Raw genomic sequence first — 17,952 nt, 5'->3', positions numbered from 1 at the left:
ATGAAAAAAACCGCGATTGCGCTGCTGGCATGGTTTGTCAGTAGCGCCAGCCTGGCGGCGACGCCGTGGCAGAAAATAACTCATCCTGTCCCCGGCGCAGCCCAGTCTATCGGTAGCTTTGCCAACGGATGCATCATTGGCGCCGACACGTTGCCGGTACAGTCCGATAATTATCAGGTGATGCGCACCGATCAGCGCCGTTATTTCGGCCACCCGGATCTGGTCATGTTTATCCAGCGGTTGAGTCATCAGGCGCAGCAACGGGGACTCGGAACCGTCCTGATAGGCGACATGGGGATGCCTGCCGGAGGCCGCTTTAATGGCGGACACGCCAGTCATCAGACCGGGCTTGATGTGGATATTTTCTTGCAGTTGCCGAAAACGCGCTGGAGCCAGGCGCAGCTATTGCGCCCGCAGGCGTTAGATCTGGTGTCCCGCGACGGTAAACATGTCGTGCCGTCGCGCTGGTCGTCGGATATCGCCAGTCTGATCAAACTGGCGGCACAAGACAATGACGTCACCCGTATTTTCGTCAATCCGGCTATTAAACAACAGCTTTGCCTCGATGCCGGAAGCGATCGTGACTGGCTACGTAAAGTACGCCCCTGGTTCCAGCATCGCGCGCATATGCACGTGCGTTTACGCTGCCCTGCCGACAGCCTGGAGTGCGAAGATCAACCTTTACCCCCGCCGGGCGATGGATGCGGCGCTGAACTGCAAAGCTGGTTCGAACCGCCAAAACCTGGCACCACAAAGCCTGAGAAGAAGACACCGCCGCCGTTGCCGCCTTCCTGCCAGGCGCTACTGGATGAGCATGTACTCTGATGGACAATTTTTATGATCTGTTTATGGTCTCCCCGCTGCTGCTGGTGGTGCTGTTTTTTGTCGCCGTACTGGCAGGATTTATCGATTCTATCGCCGGGGGCGGAGGGCTGCTCACTATCCCTGCGCTGATGGCCGCCGGGATGTCGCCAGCAAACGCGCTGGCGACCAATAAATTACAGGCGTGCGGCGGCTCCCTCTCGTCTTCGCTCTATTTTATTCGCCGTAAAGTGGTAAACCTGGCCGAGCAAAAGCTCAATATTCTGATGACGTTCATTGGCTCGATGAGCGGCGCGCTGCTGGTGCAGCACGTGCAGGCGGATATTTTGCGCCAGATCTTGCCCATCCTGGTGATTTTCATCGGCCTCTATTTTTTATTGATGCCGAAGCTGGGCGAGGAAGATCGCCAGCGCCGCCTGTATGGATTACCGTTCGCGCTGATAGCCGGGGGATGCGTCGGGTTTTACGACGGTTTTTTCGGGCCTGCCGCCGGGTCGTTTTACGCTCTGGCGTTTGTCACCTTATGTGGCTATAACCTGGCGAAATCCACGGCACATGCCAAAGTGCTTAACGCTACCTCCAACGTTGGCGGCCTGCTGTTATTTATCATCGGCGGCAAAGTGATCTGGGCGACGGGCTTCGTGATGCTGGTTGGTCAGTTTTTAGGGGCGCGAATGGGGTCGCGTCTGGTGTTGAGCAAAGGCCAAAAACTTATCAGACCGATGATCGTTATTGTCTCGGCGGTAATGAGCGCCAGGTTACTTTATGATAGCCACGGACAGGAGATCCTCCACTGGTTGGGGATGAATTAATGAACAGTACGCACCATTACGAACAGTTAATTGAGATTTTTAACGGCTGCTTTGCCGAAGAATTTAATACCCGTCTGATTAAAGGCGACGACGAACCGATCTATCTTCCTGCTGACGCGCAGGTACCGTACCACCGTATCGTCTTTGCGCATGGGTTTTACGCCAGCGCGCTGCATGAGATTTCTCACTGGTGTATCGCCGGTAAGGCGCGCCGCGAACTGGTTGACTTTGGTTACTGGTACTGCCCGGACGGACGCGACGCGCAGACCCAAAGTCAATTTGAAGACGTGGAGGTGAAGCCACAGGCCTTCGACTGGTTGTTTTGCGTGGCGGCGGGGTATCCCTTTAACGTCAGTTGCGACAATCTGGAAGGCGATATTGAGCCGGATCGCGTGGCGTTTCAGCGCCGGGTTCATGCGCAGGTAATGGCGTATCTGGAGCAGGGCATTCCTGAACGTCCAGCCCGCTTCATCAAAGCGCTACAGAATTACTATCACACGCCCGAACTTAAGGCGGAACAGTTCCCGTGGCCGGAAGCGCTTAATTAAAGCCAGCGCCACGTTTACAATGAGGAAAGAAGATGATCGCGGAGTTTGAATCACGCATTCTGGCATTAATTGACGATATGGTAGAGCACGCCAGCGACGATGAGCTTTTTGCCAGTGGATACCTGCGTGGCCACCTGACGTTAGCCATTGCCGAGCTGGAGAGCGGTGATGACCACTCCGTCGAGGCGGTCTATGCCAACGTTAGCCAAAGTCTGGAAAAAGCGATCGGCGCTGGCGAACTGTCGCCGCGCGATCAGGCGTTAGTCAAAGCGATGTGGGACAATTTGTTCGACAAGGCAAAACAATAACGCCGTGGGCCGGAAGGCGACGCTTGCCGCCTTCCGCTATCGGCTGACCCACTACTTCACCGCTTTTCCCTTCAATAACTTTCTCACCCATAACCGATTCGGATTTAACGCCGCCAGCGTACCGGCATCCAGTGGAATCGGCTCGTTACTCATCTGCGCCGCCAGAATTTCTGCGCATAATGGCGCTGAGCACAAACCACGCGATCCCAGCGCGCCGAGCATAAATAAACCCGGATACACAGGCGCAGGCGCCGCCGACGTTTTATTATCGGCTAAATCGGCGTAATGCGTCAGCGTGGCGTCGTAATCCGGGACATTGCCCACCATCGGCAGATGGTCGCGGGTGGCGCAACGCACGCCGCAACGGGCGCTGTTGCCGCTAACGTCAACCTCTGTGGCCCAGTTCGCCTCCGGAAAACAGTCAAGCAGACGCTGTCGGTTCTGACGCTGATCTTCTTCGCGCCAGACGGTGCTTTCGTCGCCCCGGTGATAGCTGGCGCCAATACAGTGCTGCTGATTATGCGGATTTTGCGGCGTCAGATAGCCGTCGTAGCACAACACCTGACGCAACGCCGAGAGGGCGGGGGTGGTGGGAATATGACTGACCTGCCCCCCGACGGCATAAACCGGCAGCGGCCGGGTTTGATCAAAACGGTTAATCTGATGGCCGTTCGCCAGGACGACGGTCTCATGGCTGGCGGTTTCACCTGACGTAAAGTGCAGTTGCCAGCGCGGCTCCTGCGCAACGAGCGACGTGAGCGTATGGCGAAAGCGCGTTTGTAAACCCTGTTCGGTCGCCAGTGCGATGACTGCGCGAGTTAATTGTTCCGGGCACAGCCAGCCGCCTGCCGGATAGGTAATTCCTCCGCAGCGTGTCGTCACGCCAACCGACTGTTCCGCCTCTTCGGCATTGAGCGCCGAGGCCAGTCCGGCGGGCAGCGCCAGGGACAGCATCTGGGCAATTTTCTGCTGGCTTTTCTCATCCCATCCGAGCTGCGTCACGCCGCACCAGTCATGATCAAAAGAGACGGGCAGGGCATCATACAGGCGACGGGCAAAGGTGAATGCGGTCGGGAAAAAGCGATTAATGGCGGCGTCATGTTTGCTAAGGAGCGGATAAAGCGCGCCCTGTCGATTACCGGAGGCGCCCAGGGCGGGCTGGTCGTCCGCGCAATAGAGCGTCACCTGCCAGCCGCGACGCAGTAACGCCAGCGATAACAGCGCGCTGGCGATGCCGCCGCCAACGATCGCCGTTTCACGTTTTTCGCTTCCGCTGCGGTAAAACCAGGGCGCGGAAAGTGTCGGCATGAGGTGTTGTTCCATCACTCCACAAAGCATCTCGCGTTTACGTCCGAAGCCTTTGCGTTTTTGCATGGTAAAACCGGCTTCCTGTAATCCCCGACGAACGAAACCCGCCGAGGTAAACGTCGCCAGCGTTGCGCCGGACCGCGCCAGCCGCGCCATCGCGTTAAACAGGTTTGGCGTCCACATATCCGGATTTTTCGCCGGGGCAAAACCGTCGAGGAACCAGGCGTCGACTGTTTGATTCAGCGTGACGTCCAGTTGGTCGGTCAGTTCATTAATATCGCCAAACCACAAATCCAGCGTTACCCGGCCCCGATCCAGCAATAGGCGGTGGCATCCCGGGAGCGGCAGCGGCCATTGCGCCTGCAGCTGCTCTGCCCAGGGCGCGAGCTCCGGCCAGTGTTGGTGCGCCAGCGCCAGATCGTCGCGCATTAACGGGAATTTCTCAAAACTGATGAAATGTAACCTTTCCAGCGTCGCCTGTGGGTGCGCAGAACGAAAGCTGTCAAACGCCTGCCACAGCGTCAGGAAGTTGAGTCCGGTGCCAAAACCGCTTTCCGCGACTATAAATAATGGATGTGAATGTACGGGAAACCGCTCCGCAAGACGATTGCCGCCAAGAAAAACGTAGCGTGTCTCTTCGAGTCCATTGTCATTAGAAAAATAGACATCATCAAAATCTCGGGAAACAGGTGTACCCTCAGCGTTAAATTCGAGTGTGGCGGGTTGTATGGCGTATTGTTTCACGTAAGTTACTCGTCTGACGGGCGGTATCGCGATCTTAACGATGTGTGCCTGATGGCGCAAATTTCCGTACTAAATGGCTGATCGGACTTGTTCGGCGTACAAGTGTACGCTATTGTGCCAATCGAAACTTAAAAATAGTGCGAATTACAGAGGTATTGAATGAAACGTGCAGTGATTACTGGCCTGGGCATCGTTTCCAGCATCGGTAATAACCAGCAGGAAGTCCTGGCATCTCTGCGTGAAGGACGTTCAGGGATCACTTTCTCTCAGGAGCTGAAGGACGCCGGCATGCGTAGCCAGGTATGGGGCAACGTAAAACTGGATACCACTGGCCTCATTGATCGCAAAGTCGTGCGCTTTATGAGCGACGCCTCCATCTATGCTTATCTGTCTATGGAGCAGGCAGTGGCCGACGCCGGTCTGGCGCCGGAAGTCTATCAGAATAACCCGCGTGTCGGCCTGATTGCAGGTTCCGGCGGCGGCTCCCCGAAATTCCAGGTCTTTGGCGCAGACGCCATGCGTAGCCCGCGTGGTCTGAAAGCCGTGGGCCCGTATGTGGTGACGAAAGCAATGGCATCCGGCGTTTCCGCCTGCCTCGCTACGCCGTTTAAAATTTATGGTGTGAACTACTCCATTAGCTCCGCTTGCGCGACCTCCGCACACTGTATCGGCAATGCGGTTGAACAGATCCAACTGGGCAAACAGGACATCGTTTTTGCTGGCGGCGGCGAAGAGCTGTGCTGGGAAATGGCCTGTGAGTTCGACGCGATGGGGGCACTGTCCACCAAATATAACGATACGCCTGAAAAAGCGTCCCGTACCTATGATGCGCATCGTGATGGGTTTGTCATCGCAGGCGGTGGCGGTATGGTTGTTGTCGAAGAGCTGGAACACGCTCTGGCGCGCGGCGCGCATATCTATGCGGAAATCGTCGGTTACGGCGCAACATCCGATGGCGCAGACATGGTTGCTCCGTCTGGTGAAGGCGCAGTACGTTGCATGCAGATGGCGATGCACGGCGTAGACACGCCGATCGACTACCTGAACTCTCACGGTACCTCTACTCCGGTAGGCGACGTGAAAGAACTGGGTGCAATCCGTGAAGTGTTTGGCGATAACAGCCCGGCTATCTCCGCGACCAAAGCGATGACCGGCCACTCGCTGGGTGCCGCAGGCGTGCAGGAAGCTATCTACTCTCTGCTGATGCTGGAGCACGGTTTTATCGCGCCGAGTATCAACATCGAAGAGCTGGATGAGCAGGCTGCGGGCCTGGACATCGTGACCGAAACGACCGAGCGTGAACTGACTACCGTAATGTCTAACAGCTTCGGTTTTGGCGGCACCAACGCCACGCTGGTGATGCGTAAGTTGTAAGCCTGACTATTACGTTGTAGTATCAATAATGAAACAGGTCGCTAATGCGACCTGTTTTTTCATTCAGGGAACAACAAATTATATGGATATTCTATAAATGCCAACTAATACATTAGATAAAATTAGGCATAGTTTGAGTTGCGTGGCTGTTTTATTTGGTTTGCTTGGCATTTTTGTTTTTGCCTCATTTTCGCCTTCCTATGCCTGGCTTTATTTGGGAGGTCTGGCTGCGCCTTTTATATATAGTATTGTTTTTGTCTATGCGATTGCCGCCTGGAGTATTTATTCAAAGTATTATCCGTTTTTATCATTGGGCCGCTTATCATTTGTGGAATGTTTTGTTCCGGCGCTGGCCCTGGTGTGCCTTACCGTTCTCTACAATGCTTTTAGTGGCCCGGAACCCTGGATGGCCGAGTTATCAAGGCAATTTTTTCTTCATAAATTTCTTAACACGCTGGCGATGTGCTTTCTGGCTCCTGTGGCGGAGGAAATTATATTCAGAGGATTTTTATTAAACAGCAGTATCGGTTGGGGTCGGTACTCAAGAGTTTCCGGTATTATTATTACCTCACTCGCTTTTGCATTTATGCATACACAATATCTCTTTGCGGTGACTTTTGTTTATCTGTTTGTTTTTTCATCTATATTATGCGTTGTTCGAATGAGAAGTTGTGGGTTAATGATACCGATAATACTTCATATTTTAAATAATGCCTGGGTTATTTTCGGCTTACTGTTTTCAGCGACGGAATAAGCGCCTGATGCAATAGGCGCTTTAACCTCTTCGGTACGAACAAGAGACCGATGGCGGTTCCCTTTTTTAATGCTTCTTATATTCCGGCGCGACTTTCGCTGACCAGGCCTCAGCCTGGGTGATGGCGCCTGCGTCATAAATCGGCTGTTCATAACCCTTATCAGCATCCCGAACGCGGTAAATTTTCCAGCGTCCCTCTTCCCAACGGGTATAAACTTCCAGGTGGATGGGCGTTGACTCTGTACCCAACAGAACATCCACTTTTTCTCCGCCGAGGAAAGGGTGTGCCTTCCCAACCCGTAACTGTGGAATCCACTCTGGCGCATAGTCCTGCGCATACATAAAATAATCAGCCCCCACAATCTCCTGTTCATAAAGGGACTGTATTAGCGCCAGGCGATGAATAACCTCTTTAGCAACGTAACTTTGCATTAAGGCGGTGGTGTCGTCAGGGGTGTTCACATCGTTCGTGAACGTCGTCATCCATGAGGTATAGAACTGCTTCACGGCCTGCGTACTGTCGTGATGAGGCGCAGAGCAACTACAAAGCAACAGGATAAGCGCGACAAGGGAGAACGTTTTCATTAATTCTTCCTGTAGATGGTATATGAGGGCCTGGCTGCCCGGTAGCCCGGGCCGGCCCACATATCGCGTTGTTTAAAATCTGAATACCACTCTGTGCCATCGTATATCGCCATGTGACCGCTCGGGTTTCCGCCAGCGTAAGGTTGAATAATGATGACGTCACCCTCGCGCGGCATTTCATAGGTACCAATAGCGGTGAATCCGGCGCTTCTTAACATTGGACCATAATCTTTCGCATGATATGTATGCCCCAGCGTGATACCGCCCGCCTGAATTGCCTTTCGGGTAAATTCCGCACACCGGCCTTGAGAATGAGAACCTGCATGCGTTTTGGCATAATTAACCGCCATTCTTTTATCCCAACTCATAATGATTCCTGTTAATAAAATACGTAATAGCAATGACGTAATGCTTTAACAGTATTTGATTCGGGAAGCATGACAAATAGTGCTATTACTATTTTCAATAGAATAAGTTTAAATATTTATTAATTGTTGAGATTGATAAGTTAGGGCCAATTTATTCAACATTAACTATTATTCTGCGGTATTGGCATCATTTTTTATTTGCATATCGCCATAGCGCGACGGCCAGATCTCCTGCGGCGTGATGCTAAGCGCGTCCGCAATAATCCGTTCGGCTCTCGGCCAGGAGCGGGTAAAGACATTGCGTAGTGAATCAGGGGATAAACCGGCCTGACGAGAAAGATCTCTGAGCGTAATACCTCTTTTTTCCAGTGCACTTTTAATATCTGCACGATGCCAGTCTTGGCTTTTTGGTTCCATTCTGTAATCCTAAGAAGATGCGTTATCGGCGCCGATATTTTTAAGGTAAAAATTAGCGTGAGAAAAAGAAAGTTACTTTCTTTTTCACTCTAAGAATAGTGCCAGAAAGAAAGCAAAATTTCGCGCAAAAGAAGAAATATTTTTATTTCATCAGAGGAAAGGAAAGAAACCGATGGCAAAGGAATGGTTCACGGTTAAGGAATGTCTTGGCTTACCGGGGTTTCCGGGAAGCGAGCCTGCGGTTCGCGAACGTTTGTATAAGTACAGCGAAGGGAAAGAGGGCGTCAGGCGTAAGCGTGTTAAATCAAAGGCCGAGGAGTTTCATATATCTGTTTTCCCTCTTTATGTTCATCGTTATCTGGACGACAGCGGAGAGGAACCGACGCCAGAACCCATTTCCTTACAGGAAGCGGAGCCTGAAGATATCTGGGAGATGATGTTCAGGTTACTGACACCAGAACAGCGCAAGCAGGTGACCGGACGGTTTAAGGTGAGAGGGATGAAAGCGGTCTTTCCCTTTCTGTTTGATGACACGCCGCCGCGTTGATACCCTGGCTGCAATTTCAAGGTTGACAAGTTTCGCGTCTCACAGGCAGACTTCACTCTCTACATTATCCTTCCGATAATGCGTAAGCGTTTAACGTTATCCAACGCACCTTAATCCTGACGTTCAGGTAGAGGGGGGCGTGGCATTTCCCCGCCTTACTCTGCATTCTGGAGTAATGCATGACAGCAGTTAGCCAAAAAACAACGACCCCGTCTGCGAATTTTTCGCTGTTCCGCATCGCCTTTGCGGTTTTTCTAACCTATATGACGGTCGGCCTGCCGTTACCCGTCATCCCGCTTTTTGTCCATCACGAACTGGGCTATAGCAATACGATGGTTGGGATCGCCGTGGGCATTCAGTTTTTTGCGACGGTACTGACGCGCGGCTATGCCGGACGGCTGGCGGATCAATATGGCGCTAAACGATCGGCGTTACAGGGGATGTTTGCCTGCGGGCTGGCGGGCGCCGCCTGGCTACTGGCCGCGCTGTTGCCGGTTTCCGTGCCGGTAAAATTCGCGCTGCTTATTGTCGGGCGTTTGATCCTCGGATTTGGCGAAAGCCAACTGCTGACCGGAACCCTGACCTGGGGATTGGGGCTGGTTGGCCCAACGCGTTCCGGTAAGGTGATGTCGTGGAACGGGATGGCGATTTACGGCGCGCTGGCGGCCGGTGCGCCGTTGGGCTTGCTGATCCATAGCCACTTTGGCTTCGCGGCGCTGGCGGGGACGACGATGGTTTTACCGCTGCTGGCCTGGGCATTCAACGGCACCGTGCGTAAAGTACCTGCGCATGAGGGGGAGCGACCTTCACTGTGGAGCGTGGTCGGGCTTATCTGGAAACCGGGCCTGGGTCTGGCATTGCAGGGCGTGGGTTTTGCCGTCATCGGTACGTTTATTTCACTTTATTTTGTCAGCAATGGCTGGACGATGGCGGGATTCACCCTGACCGCGTTTGGCGGCGCGTTTGTACTGATGCGCATAGTGTTCGGTTGGATGCCGGACCGCTTTGGCGGCGTGAAGGTCGCCGTTGTCTCATTGCTGGTTGAGACGGCAGGACTGCTGCTCTTGTGGCTGGCGCCGACGGCCTGGATAGCGCTGGTAGGCGCGGCGCTCACCGGGGCAGGGTGTTCATTGATTTTCCCGGCGCTGGGCGTGGAGGTTGTGAAACGCGTACCTTCTCAGGTACGCGGTACGGCACTCGGCGGCTACGCCGCGTTTCAGGATATCTCCTACGGTGTTACCGGCCCGCTGGCGGGCGTGCTGGCCACGTCATGCGGCTATCCTTCCGTATTCCTCGCGGGAGCGATCTCCGCGGTGGTTGGCATCCTGGTGACGATATTATCGTTCCGGCGTGGTTAAGAAACCAGCCAGAAAAGCGCCAGTACAATTATTAGCGCGATAAACAACAGGCCTGGCCGCGCAGACAGATTTTTCACGGTTTCAATCATCGGCGCGAACGGGCGGTAGATGGGTTGAATAGAGAGCGGTTCCAGCTCATTCGCCTCCCGTTCTACGCGACGCAGGAAAATATGGTTAAGTAAATCCTGCACCTGGGCGGTGGTCAGCACCGTATGCGGCTGAATTTGATAAGTGTGTTGGGCATACTCTTTGATCGCTGTGAGCTCGTCCGGCTCAAGCGGTTGTTTTAACGCAGCCTGCAGCGTATGTAGCGTAGGCGCGTGTTGTAGTGACAGCGTCTGCCGCGCCTGTAGCCATGTCGCCAGATGGGTAAACTGCTTTGCCGGAATGAGCTCGCCGCTTTTCACGCCGGAGAGTTCCAGCATTGATTGCCAGATAAGTTTGCTTGACTCGCCGGTCGCGGCCGCCAGCTTCGTCACCAACTGATTCAACGTATTATGTTCAGCAGGCAATAATGGCCGATCCGTTGCCGGGCGTTGTTGCGGCTGCGGAATGGAAAGCTGCCCTTGTTGCAGAAGCGTCAGTACGTTTTTGAGTTGATCGGGCGTAAGCTGGCTAAGCGCGGTTTGACCGTATTGCTGACGGATAAAATCGCTGACGGCCTGACGATTATTCCCGACGCCAAGCAGCTCTGTTAGCTGTGAAAGCACCTGACGATTGGCGTGATTTTGCTGCGCTACGCCCAGACGCTGGGTAAGATTCTGTTCAGCGGCGGGGAAGTGGCGCGACAGTAGCGGCGCGTCATTTTTTATCCCCAGATCGTGTTTCATTCCGGCCCATACTTCCGCGCTTTGCTGCTGGGTCAGTGAAATCAGGCGCGTGATCAGCCTTTCCAGTACCGTACGCTGTTGCATGGAAAGCGGCTGCTCGCTCGCAGCGGAAAGAGGATTACGCCCTTCGCCTGGAGGCTGTGCAGGGGCGCCGGAGATGGGATGCATAATTAATTATCCTTTAACCATAAATCTGAGCAATATATGCCTGGCGGCCAGATTATGGCACACTTGTCCGGTTAACTCTCGTTCTCAAACAGGTACGACAGTCGTGAAAATTCTCGTTGATGAAAATATGCCTTACGCCCGCGAATTATTTAGCCGCCTGGGTGAGGTAAAGGCAGTGCCGGGTCGCCCGATCCCCGTTGAAGAATTGAACCATGCCGATGCGTTAATGGTGCGTTCGGTCACGAAAGTGAATGAATCGCTGCTGAGCGGCACGCCGATTAACTTCGTTGGTACTGCTACGGCAGGCACCGATCATGTGGATGAGGCATGGCTGAAGCAGGCGGGCATCGGTTTTTCAGCCGCGCCCGGCTGTAATGCTATCGCCGTGGTGGAGTATGTGTTTTCCGCGCTGTTGATGCTGGCCGAACGTGACGGCTTTTCGTTACGCGATCGCACTATAGGGATTGTCGGCGTGGGTAACGTCGGAAGCCGGCTACAGACCAGGCTTGAAGCGTTGGGTATCCGCACGTTGCTGTGCGATCCGCCACGCGCCGCACGCGGGGACGAGGGTGATTTTCGTACGCTGGATGAGCTGGTGCAGGAAGCGGATGTCCTGACTTTCCATACGCCGCTCTATAAAGACGGACCGTACAAAACGCTGCATCTGGCCGATGAGACGCTGATCCGTCGACTGAAACCCGGCGCCATTCTCATTAACGCCTGCCGCGGTCCGGTGGTGGATAACGCCGCGTTGCTGGCGCGACTTAATGCCGGGCAGCCGCTGAGCGTGGTGCTTGATGTGTGGGAGGGCGAACCGGATCTTAACGTCGCGCTACTGGAAGCCGTGGATATCGGCACGTCGCATATTGCCGGCTATACGCTGGAAGGCAAAGCGCGCGGCACCACCCAGGTCTTTGAGGCCTATAGCGCGTTTATCGGCCGCGAGCAGCATGTCGCGCTGGAGACATTACTGCCTGCGCCTGAGTTTGGTCGTATTACGCTTCATGGCCCGCTGGATCAACCGACGCTGAAAAGACTGGCGCATTTGGTGTATGATGTGCGCCGCGACGATGCGCCGCTGCGTAAAGTCGCTGGAATTCCGGGTGAATTTGATAAATTGCGTAAAAATTATCTTGAGCGCCGTGAATGGTCGTCTTTATACGTGATGTGTGACGACGAAACGGCAGCCGCCTTGCTGTGTAAGCTAGGTTTTAACGCTGTTCATCACCCGGCACATTAATGTCTTCTTAATGCTCCCTGTCGAATAATGCGACAGGGACGCTTATGTATTTCTGGAGTAAATCACCATGTCTGAAGGCTGGAACATTGCCATTCTGGGCGCAACGGGCGCCGTAGGCGAAGCCCTGCTTGAAACACTGGCTGAACGCCAGTTCCCGGTCGGTGAAATTTATGCGTTGGCGCGTCATGAAAGCGCGGGCGAGCACCTCCGTTTTGGTGGCAAGTCGGTCATTGTCCAGGATGCCGCGGACTTTGACTGGACGCAGGCGCAGTTGGCGTTTTTCGTTGCCGGCGCAGAGGCATCGGCTGCCTGGATAGACGACGCGACCAATGCAGGCTGCCTGGTGATAGATTCCAGCGGTCTGTTCGCGCTGGAGCCTGATGTGCCGCTGGTCGTGCCGGAAGTTAACCCGTATGTACTGGCGGATTACCGTAACCGTAACGTGATTGCGGTCGCCGATAGTCTGACCAGTCAACTGCTGGCGGCGCTCAAGCCGTTAATCGATCAGGGGGGACTGTCGCGTATCGCCGTCACCAGTATGTTATCAGCGTCCGCACAGGGGAAAAAAGCGGTCGATGCGCTGGCCGGACAGAGTGCGAAGCTGCTTAACGGCATACCGATTGATGAAGATGATTTCTTTGGCCGCCAGTTGGCGTTCAATATGCTGCCGCTGCTGCCGGATCGTGAAGGCAGCGTGCGCCAGGAACGTCGTATCGTCGATGAAGTGCGTAAAATTTTGCAGGACGATGGCGTGATGATCTCCGCCAGTGTCGTGCAGTCGCCGGTGTTCTATGGCCATGCGCAGATGGTGAGCTTTGAAGCGCTCCGTCCGCTGGCGGCGGAAGAGGCGCGCGAGGCGTTTTCCCGCGGTGAAGATATCGTACTGTCAGAAGAGACGGATTACCCGACGCAGATGGGCGACGCTTCCGGCAATCCACAGCTCTCTATTGGCTGTGTGCATAATGATTACGGTATGCCGGAACAAATTCAGTTCTGGTCAGTGGCGGACAACGTGCGTTTCGGCGGCGCGCTAATGGCCGTTAAAATTGCGGAGAAGCTGGTGCAGGAGTATCTGTACTGATGTCCGGACAGCAATCATCGCCGGTCTATAAAATTGCGCTGGGTATTGAGTACGACGGCAGCAAGTATTATGGCTGGCAGCGTCAGAATGAAGTGCGCAGCGTGCAGGAAAAGCTGGAAAAAGCGCTCTCGCAGGTGGCAAATGAACCTATTAACGTGTTCTGCGCCGGGCGTACCGATGCCGGCGTTCACGGCACCGGGCAGGTTGTCCATTTCGAAACGACCGTATTGCGCAAAGATGCGGCATGGACGCTGGGGGTAAATGCGAATTTACCTGGAGACATTGCCGTGCGCTGGGTGAAAACTGTACCGGATGATTTTCACGCGCGATTTAGCGCTACGGCTCGCCGTTATCGCTATATCATCTACAATCATCGACTGCGTCCTGCGGTGTTAGCAAAAGGCGTGACGCATTACTATGAGCCGCTGGATGCGGAGCGGATGCATCGCGCGGCGCAGTGTTTGCTTGGCGAAAATGATTTTACCTCGTTTCGTGCGGTGCAGTGCCAGTCGCGCACGCCGTGGCGTAATGTGATGCACATCAACGTTACCCGCCACGGCCCTTATGTGGTAGTCGATATCAAAGCGAATGCCTTTGTTCATCATATGGTCAGGAATATTGTCGGCAGCCTGCTGGAAGTAGGCGCTCACAACCAGCCGGAGAGCTGGATCGCAGAGCTGTTAGCGGCCAGGGACAGAACGCTGGCGGCGGCAACGGCGAAGGCGGAAGGGCTATATTTGGTTGCGGTGGATTACCCTGACCGGTTTGACCTTCCAAAACCGCCAATGGGCCCGCTATTTCTGGCGGACTAATCCGAATCGCACACCCGAAACGTGTCGGGTAGAAAGGCAAAGACAAATATGGACCTGATCTACTTTATTATTGATTTTATTCTGCACATCGATGTGCATCTGGCGGAGCTGGTCGCGGAGTACGGCGTCTGGGTGTACGCTATTTTGTTTTTGATTCTGTTTTGTGAAACCGGCCTGGTCGTCACGCCGTTCCTGCCGGGCGACTCGCTGCTGTTTGTCGCCGGGGCGCTGGCTTCGCTGGAAACCAACGATCTCAATGTGCATGTCATGGTGGCGTTAATGCTGATCGCCGCAATTGTCGGCGATGCGGTAAATTACACGATTGGTCGACTGTTCGGCGAAAAACTGTTCAGTAATCCGAATTCGAAAATTTTCCGCCGCAGCTATCTGGATAAAACCCACCAGTTTTATGAAAAACACGGCGGTAAAACTATCATTCTCGCTCGCTTCGTGCCGATCGTCAGAACCTTTGCGCCGTTTGTGGCAGGGATGGGGCACATGTCCTATCGGCATTTTGCCGCTTATAACGTCATCGGCGCGCTGCTGTGGGTGCTGCTCTTTACCTACGCCGGTTATTTCTTCGGTACGATACCGTTGATTCAGGATAACCTTAAGCTGCTGATTGTGGGGATTATCGTGGTTTCGATATTACCTGGCGTCATTGAGATTGTCCGGCATAAGCGCGCTGCGTCGCGTGCCGCAAAATAGAAAGTAACTCAGCGGTTCGACCACTTTTTTATCCAAAGTTTCGGGCTGTTATGTTTTAATGTGCAACATTCATGGTCTGTTGGGGGCAAAAATGGCATTATGCGCCCCTTATAATAAAGCTGACTAAGGTTCAGGCAGAAAGGTCACCAATGAGCTGGATTGAACGAATTAAAAGCAACATTACTCCCACCCGCAAGGCAAGCATTCCTGAAGGGGTGTGGACCAAGTGTGATAGCTGCGGTCAGGTTTTATACCGCGCTGAGCTGGAACGTAATCTTGAGGTCTGTCCTAAGTGTGACCATCATATGCGCATGTCGGCGCGCAATCGCCTGCATAGCCTGTTAGATGAAGGTTCCCTTGTGGAGTTGGGTAGCGAGCTGGAGCCAAAAGACGTGCTCAAGTTCCGCGACTCCAAAAAATATAAAGACAGACTGGCGTCCGCGCAGAAAGAAACCGGCGAGAAAGACGCGCTGGTGGTCATGAAAGGGACGCTTCACGGTATGCCGGTTGTCGCCGCCGCGTTTGAATTCGCGTTCATGGGCGGCTCAATGGGGTCTGTCGTTGGCGCACGCTTCGTTCGTGCCGTTGAACAGGCGCTGGAAGATAACTGTCCGTTAGTGTGTTTCTCTGCTTCCGGCGGCGCGCGTATGCAAGAAGCGCTGATGTCGCTGATGCAGATGGCGAAAACCTCGGCGGCGCTGGCTAAAATGCAGGAACGTGGTCTGCCCTACATCTCGGTATTGACCGATCCGACAATGGGCGGCGTTTCCGCCAGTTTTGCGATGCTGGGCGATCTCAACATCGCCGAGCCAAAAGCCCTGATTGGCTTCGCCGGCCCGCGCGTTATCGAACAAACCGTTCGCGAAAAACTGCCGCCGGGATTCCAGCGCAGTGAGTTCCTGATCGAAAAAGGCGCTATTGATATGATCGTCCGCCGCCCGGAAATGCGCCTGAAGCTGGCGAGCATTCTGGCGAAGCTGATGAATCTGCCCGCGCCGAACCCGGACGCCCCGCGTGAAGGCGTGGTGGTGCCTCCGGCGCCGGATCAGGAGTCTGAGGCCTGATAACTGAAAAGGGCAGGGCCGCAGGCTCTGCCCTTTTGCTTTTCACCGTAAAGAAGCAGCGGAATCAATGAAAAACAAATCTATACCTCAAGCTGCGTCGCCCCTGGCCTCGTGGCTTTCTTATCTGGAAAACCTGCACAGCAAGAGTATCGATTTAGGCCTTGAGCGCGTAAGCCAGGTGGCAGCTCGTCTGGACATCCTCAAGCCTGCGCCGTTCGTTTTTACCGTTGCGGGAACCAACGGTAAAGGTACGACCTGTCGAACGCTGGAGTCGGTGTTAATCGCGGCGGGATACCGTGTGGGCGTCTATAGTTCGCCTCATCTGGTACGTTACACCGAGCGCGTGCGCGTGCAGGGGAAAGAATTAGCGGAATCCGCGCATACCGCGTCCTTTGCGGAAATAGAAGCGGCGCGCGGCGATATTTCATTGACCTATTTTGAATATGGTACGTTGTCGGCATTGTGGCTGTTTAAACAGGCTAACCTTGACGTGGTGATTCTGGAGGTCGGGTTGGGCGGGCGCCTGGACGCCACGAACATTGTGGATGCCGATGTAGCGGTAATTACCAGCATCGCGCTTGACCATACTGACTGGCTGGGGCCGGATCGCGAAAGTATCGGCCGCGAGAAGGCCGGGATTTTTCGTGCGGAAAAACCCGCTATTGTCGGCGAACCGGAAATGCCGGCAACCATCGCGGATGTCGCTCAGGAGACCGGCGCGCTGTTGCGGCGTCGCGGCGTTGACTGGCGTTATGAGGTGACAGCGACCCACTGGGCGTTTACCGATGGCGACGGTACGCTTGCCGGACTGCCGTTGCCGCAGGTTCCCCAGCCGAATGCCGCCACCGCCCTGGCCGCGCTGCGCGCCAGCAGGTTGAACATTGACGAGCAGGCGATTCGCGACGGTATTGCGCAGGCTACCTTGCCGGGACGTTTTCAAATCGTGAGTGAGTCGCCGCGCGTTATCTTTGATGTCGCCCATAATCCCCACGCGGCGGAATACCTGACGGGTCGTCTGAAAATGTTGCCGAAACGCGGGCGCGTGCTTGCGGTGATTGGTATGCTGCATGATAAAGATATCGCCGGCACGTTAGCCTGGTTGAAAAGCGTGGTTGACGACTGGTATTGTGCTCCGTTAGAGGGGCCGCGCGGCGCGACGGCGGAACAACTTCTGGAACATCTGGGGAAAGGGAATGTCTATGATAGCGTCGCGCAGGCATGGCAGGCCGCTATCGACGCGGCGCAGCCAGAAGATACCGTGCTGGTGTGCGGATCGTTCCACACCGTCGCACATGTTATGGAAGTGATAGACGCGGGGAGAATCGGTGGCGAGTAAGTTTCAGAATCGTTTAGTCGGCACGATTGTGTTAGTCGCGCTGGGGGTTATTGTGCTTCCCGGTCTGTTGGACGGACAGAAAAAGCATTATCAGGATGAATTTGCTGCGATTCCACTGGTACCGAAGCCTGGCGACCGCGATGAGCCGGATATGATGCCTGCCGCAACGCAGGCGCTGCCGACACAGCCGCCGGAAGGGGCGGCTGAAGAGGTGCGGGCGGGAGATGCGGCAGCGCCATCGCTGGACCCGTCGCGCATGGCGTCTAACAATGTCGAGCTTGATCCGATACCGGCGGAGACGCCTAAACCGAAGCCGGTTGAAAAGCCGAAACCGCAGCCTAAACCGCAACAGCCGGTTGTCGCCGCTTCCACGCCGACGCCCGCGCCGAAACCGGCCGCCGACGATAAACCTGCACCGACCGGCAAAGCCTATGTCGTACAGTTGGGCGCGCTGAAAAATGCGGATAAAGTCAACGAGATAGTCGGCAAGCTTCGTTCCGCCGGGTTCCGGGTTTATACTTCACCCTCAACGCCGGTACAGGGTAAAATAACCCGTATTCTCGTCGGGCCGGATGCGTCGAAAGATAAGATGAAAGGATCGCTTGGCGAGCTCAAGCAGATTTCCGGGTTAAGCGGCGTGGTGATGGGGTATAGCCCGAACTAAGGCGCGTTTTGCCCGACTGCGCAGCGTTAAGGCCTACGGTGTTCATCTGGTAATATCCGACGTTCTGTAGGCTGGATAAGGCGTTTACGCCGCCATCCGGCAGA

Annotated in this window: 20 protein-coding genes; 15 read left to right on the top strand and 5 right to left on the bottom strand. The window is 54.7% G+C overall.

Translation table 11 applies throughout. From position 1 onward, the window contains the following. From mepA to ACLD11_RS08845, 4 genes are read left to right on the top strand one after another with little or no spacing between them, the layout of a single operon-like run. A complete protein-coding gene (mepA, locus tag ACLD11_RS08860; RefSeq protein WP_000750429.1) occupies positions 1-825 on the top strand; it encodes a penicillin-insensitive murein endopeptidase in 825 nt (274 codons plus the stop codon). Next, the gene (locus ACLD11_RS08855; RefSeq protein ID WP_000368599.1) at positions 825-1,634 is read left to right on the top strand and encodes a sulfite exporter TauE/SafE family protein; all 810 of its coding nucleotides are present in this window, start codon (positions 825-827) and stop codon (positions 1,632-1,634) included. The genes mepA and ACLD11_RS08855 overlap by 1 nt, the downstream gene beginning before the upstream one ends. Beyond that, positions 1,634-2,182 carry an elongation factor P hydroxylase gene (locus tag ACLD11_RS08850; RefSeq protein ID WP_001089211.1) on the top strand — a complete coding sequence of 183 codons (549 nt, stop codon included), beginning with the start codon at positions 1,634-1,636 and terminating at the stop codon, positions 2,180-2,182. Before ACLD11_RS08855 ends, ACLD11_RS08850 begins: the two co-directional genes overlap by 1 nt. A 32-nt stretch (positions 2,183-2,214) precedes the next feature. Then, positions 2,215-2,490, top strand: coding sequence for a YfcL family protein (locus ACLD11_RS08845; protein ID WP_000559749.1), 276 nt, complete (start codon positions 2,215-2,217; stop codon positions 2,488-2,490). 51 nt (positions 2,491-2,541) lie between these two features. Here ACLD11_RS08845 and mnmC read toward each other — a convergent pair whose 3' ends face one another. After that, positions 2,542-4,542: a bifunctional tRNA (5-methylaminomethyl-2-thiouridine)(34)-methyltransferase MnmD/FAD-dependent 5-carboxymethylaminomethyl-2-thiouridine(34) oxidoreductase MnmC gene (gene mnmC / locus ACLD11_RS08840; RefSeq protein WP_411011498.1), complete on the bottom strand. Its 2,001-nt coding sequence runs from the start codon at positions 4,540-4,542 to the stop codon at positions 2,542-2,544. A gap of 159 nt (positions 4,543-4,701) precedes the next feature. Between mnmC and fabB the strand changes: the two genes are divergently transcribed. Together fabB and ACLD11_RS08830 are read left to right on the top strand one after the other, a co-directional pair. Continuing rightward, positions 4,702-5,916, top strand: a complete 1,215-nt coding sequence (gene fabB / locus ACLD11_RS08835) for a beta-ketoacyl-ACP synthase I (RefSeq protein WP_000817159.1) — start codon at positions 4,702-4,704, stop codon at positions 5,914-5,916. A gap of 97 nt (positions 5,917-6,013) precedes the next feature. Further along, entirely contained in the window at positions 6,014-6,670 is a 657-nt protein-coding gene (locus ACLD11_RS08830) for a CPBP family intramembrane glutamic endopeptidase (protein ID WP_024146092.1), read from the top strand. Positions 6,671-6,736: 66 nt separating this feature from the next. Here the strand turns inward: ACLD11_RS08830 and ACLD11_RS08825 are convergent, their stop codons facing one another. The 3 genes from ACLD11_RS08825 to ACLD11_RS08815 all read right to left on the bottom strand — a co-directional run bounded on the left by ACLD11_RS08825 (position 6,737) and on the right by ACLD11_RS08815 (position 8,040). Next, positions 6,737-7,255 carry a YbjP/YqhG family protein gene (locus ACLD11_RS08825; RefSeq protein WP_023201614.1) on the bottom strand — a complete coding sequence of 173 codons (519 nt, stop codon included), beginning with the start codon at positions 7,253-7,255 and terminating at the stop codon, positions 6,737-6,739. Beyond that, positions 7,255-7,623 (bottom strand): NlpC/P60 family protein, encoded by a 369-nt coding sequence (locus tag ACLD11_RS08820; protein ID WP_000118256.1) that lies wholly within the window; start codon positions 7,621-7,623, stop codon positions 7,255-7,257. Before ACLD11_RS08820 ends, ACLD11_RS08825 begins: the two co-directional genes overlap by 1 nt. A 168-nt stretch (positions 7,624-7,791) precedes the next feature. Further along, positions 7,792-8,040 carry a transcriptional regulator gene (locus ACLD11_RS08815; protein WP_076726948.1) on the bottom strand — a complete coding sequence of 83 codons (249 nt, stop codon included), beginning with the start codon at positions 8,038-8,040 and terminating at the stop codon, positions 7,792-7,794. A gap of 172 nt (positions 8,041-8,212) precedes the next feature. Here ACLD11_RS08815 and ACLD11_RS08810 point away from each other — a divergent pair, with 172 nt between their 5' ends. After that, positions 8,213-8,587: a hypothetical protein gene (locus ACLD11_RS08810; protein WP_001051266.1), complete on the top strand. Its 375-nt coding sequence runs from the start codon at positions 8,213-8,215 to the stop codon at positions 8,585-8,587. 179 nt (positions 8,588-8,766) lie between these two features. Beyond that, a complete protein-coding gene (locus tag ACLD11_RS08805) occupies positions 8,767-9,945 on the top strand; it encodes an MFS transporter (RefSeq protein WP_023201615.1) in 1,179 nt (392 codons plus the stop codon). Here the strand turns inward: ACLD11_RS08805 and flk are convergent. Continuing rightward, positions 9,942-10,943: a flagella biosynthesis regulator Flk gene (gene flk / locus ACLD11_RS08800; RefSeq protein WP_411011497.1), complete on the bottom strand. Its 1,002-nt coding sequence runs from the start codon at positions 10,941-10,943 to the stop codon at positions 9,942-9,944. The genes ACLD11_RS08805 and flk overlap by 4 nt on opposite strands. 103 nt (positions 10,944-11,046) lie before the next feature. Between flk and pdxB the strand changes: the two genes are divergently transcribed. The 7 genes from pdxB to dedD all read left to right on the top strand — a co-directional run bounded on the left by pdxB (position 11,047) and on the right by dedD (position 17,848). Further along, complete coding sequence (pdxB, locus tag ACLD11_RS08795; RefSeq protein WP_000699176.1) at positions 11,047-12,183, top strand: 4-phosphoerythronate dehydrogenase PdxB; 1,137 nt, start codon at positions 11,047-11,049, stop codon at positions 12,181-12,183. A 67-nt stretch (positions 12,184-12,250) separates the two neighbouring features. Continuing rightward, positions 12,251-13,264, top strand: coding sequence for an aspartate-semialdehyde dehydrogenase (locus ACLD11_RS08790; protein ID WP_411014793.1), 1,014 nt, complete (start codon positions 12,251-12,253; stop codon positions 13,262-13,264). Beyond that, entirely contained in the window at positions 13,264-14,076 is an 813-nt protein-coding gene (gene truA, locus ACLD11_RS08785; RefSeq protein WP_411011496.1) for a tRNA pseudouridine(38-40) synthase TruA, read from the top strand. Before ACLD11_RS08790 ends, truA begins: the two co-directional genes overlap by 1 nt. 48 nt (positions 14,077-14,124) lie before the next feature. Then, a complete protein-coding gene (locus ACLD11_RS08780; protein ID WP_000364318.1) occupies positions 14,125-14,784 on the top strand; it encodes a DedA family protein in 660 nt (219 codons plus the stop codon). A 149-nt stretch (positions 14,785-14,933) separates the two neighbouring features. Next, the gene (gene accD, locus ACLD11_RS08775; RefSeq protein WP_000118383.1) at positions 14,934-15,848 is read left to right on the top strand and encodes an acetyl-CoA carboxylase, carboxyltransferase subunit beta; all 915 of its coding nucleotides are present in this window, start codon (positions 14,934-14,936) and stop codon (positions 15,846-15,848) included. 67 nt (positions 15,849-15,915) lie between these two features. Then, positions 15,916-17,184 (top strand): bifunctional tetrahydrofolate synthase/dihydrofolate synthase, encoded by a 1,269-nt coding sequence (folC, locus tag ACLD11_RS08770; protein WP_000792275.1) that lies wholly within the window; start codon positions 15,916-15,918, stop codon positions 17,182-17,184. Continuing rightward, positions 17,174-17,848 (top strand): cell division protein DedD, encoded by a 675-nt coding sequence (gene dedD, locus ACLD11_RS08765; protein ID WP_057393737.1) that lies wholly within the window; start codon positions 17,174-17,176, stop codon positions 17,846-17,848. Before folC ends, dedD begins: the two co-directional genes overlap by 11 nt. The last annotated feature ends 104 nt before the right edge of the window (positions 17,849-17,952 follow it).

Source organism: Salmonella sp. 741265116_PST (assembly GCF_046567715.1).
GTDB classification, from domain to species: Bacteria; Pseudomonadota; Gammaproteobacteria; order Enterobacterales; family Enterobacteriaceae; genus Salmonella; species Salmonella enterica.
The sequence above is the reverse complement of the archived record's forward strand: the minus strand, read 5'-3'. Positions and strand labels throughout refer to the sequence as shown.

Excerpts from the sequence above, each read along its gene's own strand:
- ACLD11_RS08810 (WP_001051266.1), top strand. The coding sequence starts at position 8,213 with ATGGCAAAGGAATGGTTCACGGTTAAGGAATGTCTTGGCTTACCGGGG.
- ACLD11_RS08815 (WP_076726948.1), bottom strand. The coding sequence starts at position 8,040 with ATGGAACCAAAAAGCCAAGACTGGCATCGTGCAGATATTAAAAGTGCA.
- ACLD11_RS08855 (WP_000368599.1), top strand. The coding sequence starts at position 825 with ATGGACAATTTTTATGATCTGTTTATGGTCTCCCCGCTGCTGCTGGTG.
- ACLD11_RS08790 (WP_411014793.1), top strand. The coding sequence starts at position 12,251 with ATGTCTGAAGGCTGGAACATTGCCATTCTGGGCGCAACGGGCGCCGTA.
- ACLD11_RS08820 (WP_000118256.1), bottom strand. The coding sequence starts at position 7,623 with ATGAGTTGGGATAAAAGAATGGCGGTTAATTATGCCAAAACGCATGCA.
- mepA (WP_000750429.1), top strand. The coding sequence starts at position 1 with ATGAAAAAAACCGCGATTGCGCTGCTGGCATGGTTTGTCAGTAGCGCC.
- truA (WP_411011496.1), top strand. The coding sequence starts at position 13,264 with ATGTCCGGACAGCAATCATCGCCGGTCTATAAAATTGCGCTGGGTATT.
- ACLD11_RS08805 (WP_023201615.1), top strand. The coding sequence starts at position 8,767 with ATGACAGCAGTTAGCCAAAAAACAACGACCCCGTCTGCGAATTTTTCG.
- flk (WP_411011497.1), bottom strand. The coding sequence starts at position 10,943 with ATGCATCCCATCTCCGGCGCCCCTGCACAGCCTCCAGGCGAAGGGCGT.
- fabB (WP_000817159.1), top strand. The coding sequence starts at position 4,702 with ATGAAACGTGCAGTGATTACTGGCCTGGGCATCGTTTCCAGCATCGGT.
- folC (WP_000792275.1), top strand. The coding sequence starts at position 15,916 with ATGAAAAACAAATCTATACCTCAAGCTGCGTCGCCCCTGGCCTCGTGG.
- ACLD11_RS08825 (WP_023201614.1), bottom strand. The coding sequence starts at position 7,255 with ATGAAAACGTTCTCCCTTGTCGCGCTTATCCTGTTGCTTTGTAGTTGC.
- ACLD11_RS08850 (WP_001089211.1), top strand. The coding sequence starts at position 1,634 with ATGAACAGTACGCACCATTACGAACAGTTAATTGAGATTTTTAACGGC.
- ACLD11_RS08830 (WP_024146092.1), top strand. The coding sequence starts at position 6,014 with ATGCCAACTAATACATTAGATAAAATTAGGCATAGTTTGAGTTGCGTG.
- accD (WP_000118383.1), top strand. The coding sequence starts at position 14,934 with ATGAGCTGGATTGAACGAATTAAAAGCAACATTACTCCCACCCGCAAG.
- ACLD11_RS08780 (WP_000364318.1), top strand. The coding sequence starts at position 14,125 with ATGGACCTGATCTACTTTATTATTGATTTTATTCTGCACATCGATGTG.
- ACLD11_RS08845 (WP_000559749.1), top strand. The coding sequence starts at position 2,215 with ATGATCGCGGAGTTTGAATCACGCATTCTGGCATTAATTGACGATATG.